Consider the following 13,213-nt stretch of genomic DNA (forward strand, 5'->3'; position numbering starts at 1 on the left):
TCTACCGTAACTCCAATCAAAACACCAGATGAATGAAACATCCAAAGCATACATCGTAAGCAATACTTATTCGTAGATCAACGCATTTAAATACAATAAGATACGGCTGATTTCCCCTTGAAATTTCGGGGCAATCACCTAATGATATGGGTGTCGGCCGCACCGTCACATAGTGACGGACTTTTTTTGGCCGTCTGTTTTTTGCATTATTGGAACATTGAATAATGACACCCCCAAAAACCTCAGTGAATAACGAGGAGCGCAGGATGACTCGATTGATGTTGGAACAGGGCAGGGTGGACGATTTTATCAGGCATCTCCAGGCACAGCGGCCCGTTTATGCCCCGCGGCGCAAGGGACAATCTTCCTATGTCTTCGCGCCGGTAGATGACCCGAATGATGTCGTACTCGATTACCCCAGAACCCTGCACTCGGTGAAGAAGTACTTTCTTCCCCCGAGGGAAGAGTTGCTCAACTTCAATTTAAAGGCGAATTCCTATGGACAGCCGGAGATCGAGACGGCGAATGCCATTATGCTGGGTGTTCATTCGTATGATATGCATGCCGTGTTGAGGTTGGACTATAACCTCGCCAAAGGTAATAAAGAACGAAACTACTTTGCCCGGCGGCAAGGAACTCTCTTCATCGGGGTCTCGTTCTCGCCCGATAAGTTTCATTTCTCGGGATCCTTGGGTATCTCTCCCTACGACACGACCGGCTTCGATCTCTTTTTGTATAAGGTTGACAAAGGTTTCGCTTTGGAGATTATCACCGCGATGGGGGAGAAGCTTCTATCCGGCTTCGACCTTCCGGCGTTGGGAGTGCCTCTGCCTCCGCACGGCGAATTTCAGCAACATATTTATGTGCCGCAGAGTAAATTGTCCGAAGTCTTTGATCACAGCCAGGAAAACGCTGTTTGGGAAGAGGAGGCTGCGCGGTGCGTGAGCTGCGGCACCTGCAATATGGTCTGTCCGACTTGTTACTGTTTCGATGTAGAAGATGAAGTTGATGTAAGAGTCGTTGAGGGTACTAGAAATCGGCGTTGGGACGCCTGCATGCTGCGCGATTTCACGGAGGTCGCCGGTGGAGAGGTTTTCCGCCATAAATCGGCGGCCCGCCAGCGGCATCGTGTCTACCGGAAATTCAAGTATATTTCTGACCATACCGGCGAGCCATGGTGTGTCGGCTGCGGGCGTTGCACGGCATATTGCACGGCGAATATCAGCATTGTCAGCATTGTGAACCGCTTGGTGAACGATTACGAAAAAGACTCGACAGCGCGTCTCCCGCAGACCCAGCCGATAATCGATAGGGCTCGGGAAGGACACTCCGATCCGGCCGGGGAGGCGAAAGACCTCTATTCACCGGTCATGGCGGAAATCAAGTCGGTGCAACAGATGACCGATTTGGAGAAACTCTTCGAAATACAGCTGCCGGATGGCGCAGAACTCAATCACAAGCCGGGTCAGTTTGTCGAACTCTCTCTCTTTGGCGCGGGTGAAGCGCCGATCTCGATCTCTTCATCCCCGGCAAAGAAGGGTGTCTTTGATTTGGGGATCCGGAAGGTCGGCCGGTTGACGGAGATGATGCATCGTTTGCAGCCGGGTGACCGCGTCGGAATCCGGGGCCCTTTCGGCAATGGATTTGATCTGGAGAAACTCAAAGGCAAAGACGTCCTGATCATTGCCGGGGGGATCGGTTTGGTGCCCCTGCGCTCTTTGATCAATACTGTCATTGCCGACCGGGAAGCTTATGGACGCCTCATCATCTGCTACGGCAGCAAGAGTGATCAAGAGCTGCTCTTTGGGAATGAGCGCAAGATGTGGGATGAGGATCCCTCCATCGAGTTTCATGTCACCGTCGATAGGGGTTCTCCCGATTGGACCGGAAAAATAGGGGTCATCACGACACTCATCCCCGAGCTGGCGCTTGATCTTGAAAGAACGATCGCCTGTATTTGCGGTCCGCCCATCATGTATCGGTTCGTACTCCTCGCCCTCAAATCAAAACGATTCCCGGAAGAGAATATCTATCTGTCGCTGGAGCGGCGGATGAAATGCGGTGTCGGCAAATGCGGCCATTGCCAGATCAATAACTCCTATGTCTGCCAAGACGGCCCAGTTTATCACTATCCGGCTATCAAGGGCCTCAAGGAGGCGCTCTAAAATGTCTAAGAAAGCACGAGTGGCCATCTTCGATTTTACGGGATGTGAAGGGTGCGAGCTGAACCATCTGAACTTCGAGGCTCAGCTGCTGGATATCCTCGAGCATGTCGAGATTGTTGAATGGCGTGAGGCGATGGATGAAAAGGCCGACGGGTACGACATCGCCTTTGTCGAGGGGTCGCTGTCGACACCCGATTGCATCACTCGCATCCACAAGATCCGCCGCAAAGCTAAATTCCTCGTCGCGGTCGGCGCCTGTGCGGTGATCGGCGGCGTCAATGCCATGAAGAATACGCGGCCCAGTGAGGAAATCCGCGAGGAGGTTTATGGGAAAGATAAATACCTCTTCCCAAGCCTTCCGGCGCTTCCCCTGAGCGCGGTGGTCAAGGTTGATTTTAATGTCCGCGGCTGTCCCATGACCCAGATCGAGTTCCTCAAAGTCTTCACGGCTCTGGTGATGGGGAAGATGCCGGTTGAGCCCGATCATTCGGTCTGTGTCGAGTGCAAGCTGAAGGAAAACGAATGCGTTTATGATAAAGGGATGATCTGTCTTGGTCCGGTAACACGGGCTGGATGCGACGCCCACTGTCCGAGCTTCGGCCAGTATTGTTACGGATGCCGGGGACTCGTGTCGGAGCCGAATCTGAAGGCGATGGAAGAGATCCTTGTGAATCATGGGCTCTCGATGGATGAAGCGCATAAACGGCTGCTTCTTTTCAACGCCAATCAGATTGAGGGGGTGACTTCGTGAGTCAAAATCTGGAAATCAAAGTGAAACACCTGACCAGGGTGGAGGGTCACGGCAACATCGTCGTGAACATGCTGGAAGGGGTCCTTGAGAAGGCGCAGCTTGATATTGTTGAAGCGCCACGTTATTTCGAGGCGATGCTGAAGGGCCGGTCCTTCCACGAGGCGGCTATTATCACATCACGGATCTGTGGAATCTGTTCGCTTGGGCATCAAATGACCTCGTTCAAAACGACTGAAGAGGCCTTGGGGCTGGAAATCAGCGAGCAGACCATCGCCCTGCGCAAGATCCTGATCCATGGCGCGACCATTCAATCCAACATCCTGCACTCCCTCTTTCTGGCGGCCCCTGATTTTTTAAAAGTCGGATCGGTTTTCCCGCTGATCGGCACCCATCCCGAAGTAGTCAAGGCGGCGCTAAGGATGAAAGGGCTGGCTAATGATATCAGTTCGGTGATCGCCGGTCGGGCCGTCCATCCGATTTCCTGTGTCCCCGGTGGATTCACAAAACTGCCGGACGCGGCTCAGCTCGCGGAGCTGAAGGGGCGGCTCGAAAAGGAGATGATCCCCGATCTTACCTTTGCGGCGGAAGTGCTGACTTCGTTGGCATCCGAGATCCCCGGCTTCACCCGCGATACCGAGTATATTTCACTGCGCAGCGATGACGATTATGCCCTCTATGACGGCGATATCTGCTCATCCGACACAGGGCGCGTTCCCGACTCGGAATATCGATCGATGACGAATGAATTTATCGTCCCGCATAGCACCGCGAAGCACAGCAGGGCGAATCGCTCGTCATTCATGGTCGGTGCGCTGGCGCGCTGGAACAATAACCATGACCGGCTCTGCCCGGAGGCGATGGCAGTTGCAGAGAAACTTGGGCTGAAGGCGCCTTGCACAAATCCTTTTATGAATACGATCGCCCAGGTTGTCGAGTCGGTGCATTGCGCCATAGATGCCATCCGGCTTATTGACAGTCTCCTCACCAAGGGGATTAAGCCGGAGCTGCCGAACCAGAAGCCGACACGCTACGGTTCGGGTGTGGGAGCGACCGAAGTCCCGCGAGGCATCCTCTACCATGAGTATGCGTATGATCGGCAGGGAAGGATTATGTCGGCGAATTGTGTCATTCCGACGAGCCAGAATTTGGCCAACATTGATGATGACATGAAGAAGATCGTTCCGGAAATATGCGATCGCCCAAAGAAAGAGATAATCCATGGGCTCGAGATGTTGGTTCGCGCTTATGACCCGTGTATCTCCTGCTCCGTCCACATGCTTGATGTCGAGTTTGTGGAATAGGCGGTCCGGTGGAAATCGACATGGTGAAGATCATCGCCGTTGGAAATCCGTATTACGGGGATGACGGGGTTGGCGCCGCGGTCTTGACCCGTATTCGGGAGGAATCCCTCTTCCCGAATGCCGAGTTGATAGATGCGCAAACCGATTCCCTTTCGTTGGTAGAACACTTCACTAACGACGGATTACATGTCATCATTGATGCAGCGAAGATGGGTTTGCCCCCCGGCGGCGTCGCCCGTTTTTTGCCGGATGAAGTCTCCCAGAGGATCCGGTGGGATCGGCTCTCGCTTCACGGGTTTGGTCTGGCGGAGACATTGGAATTGGCCCGGCGGATCGACAAGGTGCCGGAACGTTTGGTGATTATCGGAGTGGAACCCGAGATCGTGGAAATCGATCAAGGGCTCTCAAATAGTGTGGCTGCGGCCATTCCGGAGATTCTGGCGAGTATCGAAGCGGAGGTTCAGTCCTATGAATCGGACCATTCTGATCATTGACGACGACATCGACCTGGTGGAGGTCATCCGGCTGACCCTCGAAGCGGAAGGTTTCGAGGTGATTGATGCGCAGAACGGAGCTCGCGGGATTGAGTTGGCGCGCCAAAAGAATCCTGACATCATTTTGCTGGATGTTATGCTGGAGGATATTGATGAGGGATTCCAGGTGGCCTACGAGCTGCGCAAGGGTGATGACACCAAAGATATCCCTATCCTGATGCTGTCGGCCGTATCCGATCAAACCGGCTACAGTTTCGATAGGGATAAGGACCAAGAGTTTCTTCCTGTGGATGAGTTCATCGAAAAGCCGGTCAGTCCTAAAGCGCTCGTGGACCTTGTGAGGAAACATTTGCCAGCGAATGCATGATGAATGATAAGACGGCCGATACCGAACTGATTGCGGAGGATTCCGCGCAGTTTGTTTCTGCGACCTCTCTTCGCATCCGCACCGATTGGTTTAACCGGATCCGGTGGGGGGTTGGGGCCTGGATTATGGCCCTGGTGCTTTTGGCCGAAGCGGTTTATCACATTCCGCTCCCCTTGCCTCAAATCATCTTAGTACTTGCTGTCTTGCTTCTGCTCAATGTCACCTATGTCATTCGCAATCGCCGCGTTGCTCCAACCGAGTTCAAGGCGGAGATCCGGATGGTCAAGATCGAAATGATTCTGGATCTATTGTTTGTCACTGTTTTATTGAACTTTTCAGGTGGATTGGAGAATCCCTTCTATTTCATTTATGCCCCGCATGTATTGATCGCCAGCTTGCTGTTTAAGGGCCGCGAGATTTATCAGATAACATTTGCCGCCGCCCTCATGTTTACCGGGCTGGTGATCGGTGAATTCACCGGGATCCTGCCCCATTATCAGCTTATGGAAGGGATGACCGCCTCCAGCAGCCTACCGTACATTACGGTGACGTTGGTTGTCTTTTGGCCCGTGCTTTTCGGTATAGCCTATCTCGGCGCCAGGATTATGAGGCATAACCGCTCCATCAAGGATGAGCTGGTCCTGCGCCAGCGGCAGCTCATTGTCGCCGACAAGGCGAAGATCGATTTCTTTCGTTATGTTTCGCACGAGGTGAAAACGCCGATTGTGACAGCGCAAAGTGCGCTTGAGGCAGTCCTTCAGCTTTCCGGCGATGAGCTTCCCGAAAAATCCAGAGATATGCTGCTACGCGCTGTAAAGCGGCTAAATCAGGCGATCAATATTGTTAAAGATCTTTCGGAAATAACAAAAACCAGGATGCATGCCGTTCAGGATGTTAAAGAAATCAATCTCAACGAGATGATCGACCTTCTTTTGCAGAAGCATACGGAGAGGATCACCGAGAAGCAAATCAGGGTTGAAACGCATCTGCCGCAGCCGACGGTTATTCTGCGGGGCAATGAGACGATGATTGAGATGATGATTGGCAATCTCATCAGCAATGCCGTACGGTATAATCGTACGGATGGCCAAATTGATATTACGGTGCGGGATCTCGGCGTCCAGATCGCAATTAGTGTTGCCGATTCGGGAATCGGAATCGCGCCGGAGAACCGGGAACGCGTTTTTGAAGAATTCTACCGCTCACCGGAGGCCAGAGAGATCTCCTCGGCTGGAACCGGTCTGGGGTTGCATATCGTGAAGCAATTTGTGGAACAATTGGGAGGAGCGGTCCAGGTGGAGAGTGAGCAGGGCAAGGGGTCCACTTTTACAATCTATCTGCCGACAACGAAGAAGTTATGACGGATAAAATCGAATGCGGCGGCCTGATTCGACGCGAGGACCTTTGCCTCCTCGAAATCCTGGGATACGATCTGAAAGCATGCGGGAAATTCGATATTTTGGATCTCTTCGGTGATGCGAAGATCCCCATTTCCTATCTTGCCGTCAGCAATGGAGCTGACGGACTGCGGAACATGTCATTGTGCGTCCCCCTGGAACACCTCTATCAATTGCGCAATCTAAGGGAAGGCATCCAGAAAGGGTGCGCCCCCCAGCGACTGAAGACTGTAGAAAACACGATGGTCCTCACCATCTACGGTCCTCATTTCTACGAAAAGGCATCGATTGCCGGCGTTGTCTATGGCGCGCTCCGCCGGGAGGAGATCTATACTCATTCGATCAATTCCTCTGTGAACAGTATCTCTTTTGTCATCAACGCGGATGACTGCCAGCGGACAATCCGCTGCTTGAAAACACGCATCTCCTGGCCGGAATGATCTAATATGTCACTTCAGATTCAATACCTTTCAGATCCTTGAGTTGTATCTCAACATTCACTGAGCCCGGTTCGATCGTGGAAAGGTCGGCCCGTGCAAAGAGATAATCTTGTATGAAGAGAGTCATCCCGCCACAGAGCTTGCACTGGCCAGGCTCCATTTGAACGACATCCGGATGCATCGGGCAAAAATAGATGGAGGTTTCATCGTCAGCCGGTTTTTGCTGTAGCAAGGGGATCACTTCCTTCGTTTTATTCTTATAAATCAAAGTGGCCGTTCCGGTTGATTTTTGTATCATCATCGGGGCCTGTTGGGCCGAGTAAATGAAAACCCGTATCCCATCCTTTGCGAAGAGTGTCTCGAACTGATGATGATCAGTTATGCTGAGCTTTCCACCATGAAGTCCGACACTGTCTGAATGTTCACCCATCTCTCCATCGGCAGATTTCTCGGCCATGGCGTGAGATCCGGCATCATGATGATCCGATAAAGCCATCCCGGTCAAGAAAGCCATAAAAAAAGCAATGCTGAGTACGAGTGTTCTTGGTATGCGCTGCATGAGATTCTCCTTCTGTTAAAATTCTGTTCTTCTCAGCGAACATTATCTACTTGGCAAAAGAGGTGCCAATCGGCGATTTTGGTTGTAACTCATTGGGAGAATAGGAGATAGTGTGATTACTGCCCGGTGATTCGTCGCACCGGCTGTGAATCAGAGGCGCTTATGTGCCAGATTCTGGCCAGCCGACCCCAGAAACTGGCGGTTTTATCCGATAGCCCGGGCGGAGTCTATCAATGACTCTGCGGGGGATCGGCGGGATGGCTTTCTTTATAATTCCGAAGCCACTTCAACCAAGCTTGTATTCCATCGCCCTGCGTTGCTGAAATTTCTATGAATTCCAATGACGGATTGACCTTTAGCGCGGCTTCTTTACATGCTTGTACATTGAAATTCACATACGGAAGCAGATCGATCTTGTTGATCAAGCAGAGGGATGAAACCGCAAACATGGTGGGGTACTTCATCGGTTTGTCATCGCCCTCGGTAACGCTGATAATCACAATCTTGGCCGCCTCGCCCAAATCGAATAAGGCCGGGCAGACGAGATTTCCTACATTTTCGATCATCAAAATAGAGCCGTGGACCGGATTCAGTTCGTGGCAGGCCTTGTGAATCATTTCAGCATTGAGGTGGCAGCCGTGGCCAGTGTTGATTTGTAATACAGGAGCGCCGGTTGCGGCGATTCGCTCGGCATCCCTCAAAGTCTGTTGATCTCCCTCGATCACCGCGACGGCTGGGTCATTCTGAAGGCCGGAGATGGTGCATTCGAGCAATGTTGTCTTGCCGGAACCCGGAGAGGAGACGAGATTCAAGGCAAGGATCTCCTTCGCCTCAAACCAGCCCCGGTTTCTTTGTGCAAGAAGGTTATTCAGCTGGAGGATATCCTGCTCGACGGCCACCTCCCGGCTGCCGGTCGGTGCCTGATGATCATGATCGTGATGACCATGATGGTGATGATCATGATGGTGATGATCGTGATCGTGATGATCGTGATCGTGATGATCGTGATGGTGACCCGGCTTACGGTACGTGACACTGTCGGCCGGCTGACCGCATCCGCAATGATCACACATGTCGCATCCTCCTGAAAAGCTCCTCGTTAGACAATCTGAATCGATCGAACACGCAACTCCCTGCCTTTCCGGATCTCATTGACCGCTTCTCCGCAATCGGGGCAAATCGACACGAAGAAATCGATCGGAAATTCCTTCTCACAATGGCGGCAGAATCCCAGGGCTTGGATCTCGTCAATCACCAACTCGGCTCGATCGGCGGCGGTGCCTTTGCGCGCGACCCGGTAGCAGAACTCCAATGCGGAAATTTCCACGCCGGCCAGCGCGCCGATCTCTATATTGATAGAGCGAATTTCCGCCGCGCCGTGCTCCTGGGCTTCCCTGCCGGCGATGTTGATAATATTTAAAGCTATGGACATCTCGTGCATAGAACCATCCTCGATCGCCGGATCAGCCATAACCTCTTTATCGTATCAGGTTTTGCATGGAGGGTCGACTGGGCACTAGCCTATCTCGTAATGGCCTGTTTATCAACAAAATGTGTTGTTTCGCCGCGAGACGTTCTGTGTTTCGGCAACACCGTATCACTCCCGGCGATGGGCATTTTACCGGCAGCGAAATGAGCGGGTCTTAAGGCCGGTAAAAAAAAGGGGGAGAGCGTCGCCGCTCTCCCCAATAAAAGGCCAATCTTCAAAATTCTAGCGGTCACTGGGCTTGATCGTACCCCAGGTATTAAACTTGATGGGTGTCGGCTGTGTTTCGGGATGGTACTCAATCCGGCCGATGGCGCCACTGCTGCTAAAGGCGACCTTGTCAATATCCATAATGGTGATGTAGTCAATGATGAAGGGAGAATCGAATTCGAAGAGAATCTCTCCACCACCGGCGTCATCATCCGGATCATCCACGCGACCGTCCCCGTTGGCATCAACAATATTCTCGGCAATGATGAGGAGATTGTACAAAGGTTCACAATTCTCGCCCTGCTGACCTTGTTCGCCGCCTTGTCCCTGGCCCGGTCCCGGGGGATCACAGGTTTCATTCGGTGTTCCCAGATCGAAGTCATCACCGGTCGGGTGGCTCGAATCAAAGATGATTAAGGATTGCGGGCCATTGCCATGATTGACGGCGCTCACGATGAAGTCGGGAAAGAAGGTTCCGTCGGCGGGAATGCCATAAGGATGATCACCGAAAATGACCGTTCCGGCGGGAGGATCCCCATAAGATCCAAAATCCTGGACAACAGCTGCGGAAGAAAATGAGAACACGAATACGAAGCTGAAAACCAGGAGAGCAAGTCTAAAAACCCCGCGACCAATAGCTAATGACCTGTCACGGAGGGCGATATGCCCGTTGCGTATGTTGCGCAACGTTGCGCAACATGCTGCAATTGGGTGCATCGTTTGCAACATCATGTTGCGCCAACTCTTCAGAAATCAAACAGGAGTAGGGCTGTAAAGCCATTTATAACAACGTATTGAAAATGAAACTTTCTTTTTTGATGGGTTCTCTACTTTGGCATGCCCATTGCACTACTGGATAGTGTGCAACAAAACACTTACTTCACTTATGAGGGGGGCTGCCGTGAGAGATTTTTTAATTAATATAGCCATCAGACGACCCAAGTGGGTTCTCATCATCACTGCCTTGATCACCCTGGCGTTCTTGGCGCAATTTCCTCGCATCAAGATCGACACCGATCCCGAGAATATGCTGCCGGAGAATGAACAGGTTCGGGTCTTCCACTCTGAAGTGAAGGAGAACTTCAACCTTCGCGATTTCCTCGTCTTGGGAATCGTTCATGAAGCGGGAATGTTTACCCCCGAACGGCTTGCGCGGGTGCAGGAGATGACCAATGAGATCCGCGAGCTGGATGGCGTTATCACCGACGATCTGCTCGCTCCGGCTGACGTCGATGACATAACGGTCGAGGAGGGTGGCATCCTGCGCGTTTCTCCTCTCATGGGAGAAGCGCCTGAGGATCAAGCCGGCGCCGACCTTATACTGGAGCGGATCCGGCAGAATCCCATCCTTCGCGGCAAGCTGGCCAGCGATGACGGACGGGCTATCGCCCTTTTCATTCCTCTTGAAAGTAAAGATATCAGTTTCGAAATCGCCCAGAAAATCACGACGATCGCTAACAATATGGGCGGCGACGAAGAATACTATCTTGCGGGACAGCCGGTGGCTCAGGACACATTCGGCGCGGCGATGTTCAAGCAGATGGCTGTCTCGGCGCCATTAGCCGGCCTTGTTATCTTTTTGTTGATGCTTTTCTTCTTCCGCGAACCGCGTACGGTCGGCACCGCAATGCTGGTGGCCGTTATGTCGGTTATCTGGGGGATGGGTGCTCTGATCGGCACCGGATTTACAGTTCATATTATGAGCTCCATGATCCCCATTTTCCTAATCCCGATCGCGATCCTTCCATCCATTCATATTCTCAGCGACATGTATGACCGCCGCGGCCGCTGCGGAAGCACGGAAGAGGCCGTGCGCCAGTCGCTGACACACCTCTTTAAGCCGATCCTGTTCACGACCATCACGACAATTGTGGGATTCGGCAGCCTTATGCTGACACCGATTCCTCCCGTCCAGATCTTTGGCGGATTTGTCGCGGCCGGCATTCTGGCGGCCTGGTTGATGTCGATGACGTTCCTTCCCGCGCTCGTCATGCTCGAGTCACATCGGGGGAAGGATCCCTTGGTTTGCCACTCGGCGAAAAAGACGGGAATGGCAAATTACCTTCAGACCGTCCGCAGGCTTTCGATGAGAGGCCGTTGGGCCGTGACAGGCGTCTCGGTATTGATTCTCATCTTTTCAATCATCGGCCTCAGTAAGATTCGCGTGAATGACAATCCGGTGCGCTGGTTCAAATCAAATCATCCGCTGAGGGTCGCTGATAGAATTATGAACGAGCATCTTGCCGGAACCTATATAGCCTACCTGGAGCTCGGCGGGGATGAAGAAGGCCGGATTAAGGATCCCGAGGTCATGACCTATATTGAGTCCCTGCAGAAGCACCTCATGGACCATTCTAATGTCGGGGCCACCTCCTCTGTCGCGGATGTCGTCAAGAAAGTTGGTTTTGAACTCGCCTTTGAGGATCCTGAGCAAATGGTGATCCCGGATAGTCGCGAGGCGGTTGCTCAATACCTATTCCTCTACGAGATGAGCGGTGGAAATCCCGACGATCTTTATCATTTCATCACACCCGAAGCCAACAAAGCCATCATCTGGGTGCAGATGCATGAAGGCGATAACAATGCTGTTCAGTCGGTCGTTGAGTCGGCTGAAATCTACATGGCGGCGAATCCCATTCCTGACGGATTAGAGAAGGGTTGGGCCGGTCTTAGTTATGTGAACATTGTGTGGCAGGACAAGATGGTCAAGGGTATGGGCAAGGCGTTGCTGGGAAGCTTCATCACGGTCTTCATCATGATGACGATCCTCTTTCGGTCGCTCATTTGGGGTCTAGTCTCAATGCTGCCCCTCACCGGCACCATCGCCTTTATCTATGGTCTGCTGGGATGGTTCGGCAAGGATTATGACATGCCGGTGGCTGTTCTGAGCTCATTGACGCTTGGGCTCTCCATTGATTTCGCCATCCACTTCATTCAGCGAAGTCGGGAGATACACAAAGAAACAAAGAATTACGAGGAGACAATGATAAGAACATTTGAGGGTACCGGACGGGCGATTTTCCGGAACGTCATGGTTCTGGCCATCGGCTTCGTGCCGATGCTTTTCGCCTCATTAACGCCGTATTTCACGGTGGGTTTATTCTTCTTTCTCATCATGATGGTCAGCGGCCTTGTGACGCTGGTTCTTCTGCCCGCCATCACCGCCCTGAGGCCGTCGCTTTTCTATGCGGCCGCGGCCAAGCAGCGGAAAAGCCGGTTGGCGCCTGCAGCCGCGACGGCTGTTCTGCTCCTTTTCGCCGGGCAGGCTCTCATGCCGCTGATCTCTCCGGTTGAAGCCGCAGAGACCGACGCCGTGGAAATCATGAAGCAGGCTCATATGAATCTTTTCTATGCCGGAGATGATGGTATCGCTGAGGTGAAAATGACTCTGGTCGATAAGAACGGCCGCGAGCGTGAACGTGAGTTTACGATGCTCCGTTGGGATGGCGAAGACGGTGGTGAGCAGCGGTATTATACATACTTTAATAAACCGGCTGATGTCCGCCGGACAACTTTCATGGTGATCAAACAAGTAGATAAGGACGATGACCGCTGGATCTATATCCCGGCCGTCGACCTGGTCCGCCGAATCAGCTCGAATGATAAAAACAGCAGCTTTGTTGGAAGCGACTTCAGCTATGAAGATGTCTCCGGCCGCCATTGGCTGGATGATGCACACGAGTTGACCGGTGAGGGAGAGCTGGACGGAACCCCCGTCTACATCGTCAAGAGCACTCCAAACGACGGCGCCAAGTGGGCCTACCGGATTTCCTACATCGATAGAGAGCGGCGCCTGCCTTTGAAGGAAGAGTACTTTGACAAAAAGGACGAAATGATCCGGCTCTTCACCGCAGATGAAATCAAGGAGATTGACGGATTCTCTACGGTGACAACCCGCACAATGAAGGATCTCAAGCGGGATCACCATACCGTCGTCACCTTCAGCGAGGTTAAATACAACGTCGGTGTCGAGCCGGATATCTTTGCGGAGCGCTATCTGAAGAATCCTCCACGGGAATATATCAAGTAAACACGAAGGGTGT

At 52.5% G+C, this 13,213-nt stretch carries 12 protein-coding genes; 8 read left to right on the forward strand and 4 right to left on the reverse strand.

Features of this window, described 5'->3' with window-relative positions; genetic code table 11:
• Window positions 1-266 precede the first annotated feature (266 nt).
• The 7 genes from KJ970_14230 to KJ970_14260 are packed head-to-tail and all read left to right on the forward strand — an operon-like array spanning window position 267 to window position 6,915.
• On the forward strand, window positions 267-2,165 hold the full coding sequence (locus KJ970_14230; protein ID MBU2692074.1) for a 4Fe-4S dicluster domain-containing protein: 1,899 nt from the start codon (window positions 267-269) through the stop codon (window positions 2,163-2,165).
• A complete protein-coding gene (locus KJ970_14235) occupies window positions 2,101-2,916 on the forward strand; it encodes an NADH:ubiquinone oxidoreductase (protein MBU2692075.1) in 816 nt (271 codons plus the stop codon). The genes KJ970_14230 and KJ970_14235 overlap by 65 nt, the downstream gene beginning before the upstream one ends.
• Complete coding sequence (locus KJ970_14240) at window positions 2,913-4,217, forward strand: Ni/Fe hydrogenase subunit alpha (GenBank protein MBU2692076.1); 1,305 nt, start codon at window positions 2,913-2,915, stop codon at window positions 4,215-4,217. Before KJ970_14235 ends, KJ970_14240 begins: the two co-directional genes overlap by 4 nt.
• A gap of 8 nt (window positions 4,218-4,225) precedes the next feature.
• Window positions 4,226-4,711, forward strand: coding sequence for a hydrogenase maturation protease (locus tag KJ970_14245; protein MBU2692077.1), 486 nt, complete (start codon window positions 4,226-4,228; stop codon window positions 4,709-4,711).
• A complete protein-coding gene (locus KJ970_14250) occupies window positions 4,686-5,078 on the forward strand; it encodes a response regulator (GenBank protein ID MBU2692078.1) in 393 nt (130 codons plus the stop codon). The genes KJ970_14245 and KJ970_14250 overlap by 26 nt, the downstream gene beginning before the upstream one ends.
• Window positions 5,075-6,439, forward strand: a complete 1,365-nt coding sequence (locus KJ970_14255) for a HAMP domain-containing histidine kinase (protein ID MBU2692079.1) — start codon at window positions 5,075-5,077, stop codon at window positions 6,437-6,439. Before KJ970_14250 ends, KJ970_14255 begins: the two co-directional genes overlap by 4 nt.
• Window positions 6,436-6,915 (forward strand): hypothetical protein, encoded by a 480-nt coding sequence (locus KJ970_14260; GenBank protein MBU2692080.1) that lies wholly within the window; start codon window positions 6,436-6,438, stop codon window positions 6,913-6,915. Before KJ970_14255 ends, KJ970_14260 begins: the two co-directional genes overlap by 4 nt.
• Window position 6,916: 1 nt before the next feature.
• Here KJ970_14260 and KJ970_14265 read toward each other — a convergent pair whose 3' ends face one another.
• From KJ970_14265 to KJ970_14280, 4 genes are all read right to left on the reverse strand, one after another.
• Window positions 6,917-7,474: a hypothetical protein gene (locus KJ970_14265; GenBank protein ID MBU2692081.1), complete on the reverse strand. Its 558-nt coding sequence runs from the start codon at window positions 7,472-7,474 to the stop codon at window positions 6,917-6,919.
• A 230-nt stretch (window positions 7,475-7,704) separates the two neighbouring features.
• Window positions 7,705-8,547: a hydrogenase nickel incorporation protein HypB gene (hypB, locus tag KJ970_14270; protein MBU2692082.1), complete on the reverse strand. Its 843-nt coding sequence runs from the start codon at window positions 8,545-8,547 to the stop codon at window positions 7,705-7,707.
• A 26-nt stretch (window positions 8,548-8,573) separates the two neighbouring features.
• Window positions 8,574-8,906, reverse strand: coding sequence for a hydrogenase maturation nickel metallochaperone HypA (locus KJ970_14275; GenBank protein MBU2692083.1), 333 nt, complete (start codon window positions 8,904-8,906; stop codon window positions 8,574-8,576).
• A 279-nt stretch (window positions 8,907-9,185) separates the two neighbouring features.
• Window positions 9,186-9,755, reverse strand: coding sequence for a hypothetical protein (locus KJ970_14280; protein MBU2692084.1), 570 nt, complete (start codon window positions 9,753-9,755; stop codon window positions 9,186-9,188).
• Window positions 9,756-10,071: 316 nt separating this feature from the next.
• On the opposite strand from KJ970_14280, the gene KJ970_14285 reads away from it, so the two are divergent.
• Window positions 10,072-13,200, forward strand: coding sequence for an outer membrane lipoprotein-sorting protein (locus KJ970_14285; GenBank protein MBU2692085.1), 3,129 nt, complete (start codon window positions 10,072-10,074; stop codon window positions 13,198-13,200).
• Window positions 13,201-13,213: the final 13 nt, after the last annotated feature.

It is taken from the genome of Candidatus Eisenbacteria bacterium, assembly GCA_018831195.1.
Lineage (GTDB): Bacteria > Eisenbacteria > RBG-16-71-46 > CAIMUX01 > JAHJDP01 > JAHJDP01.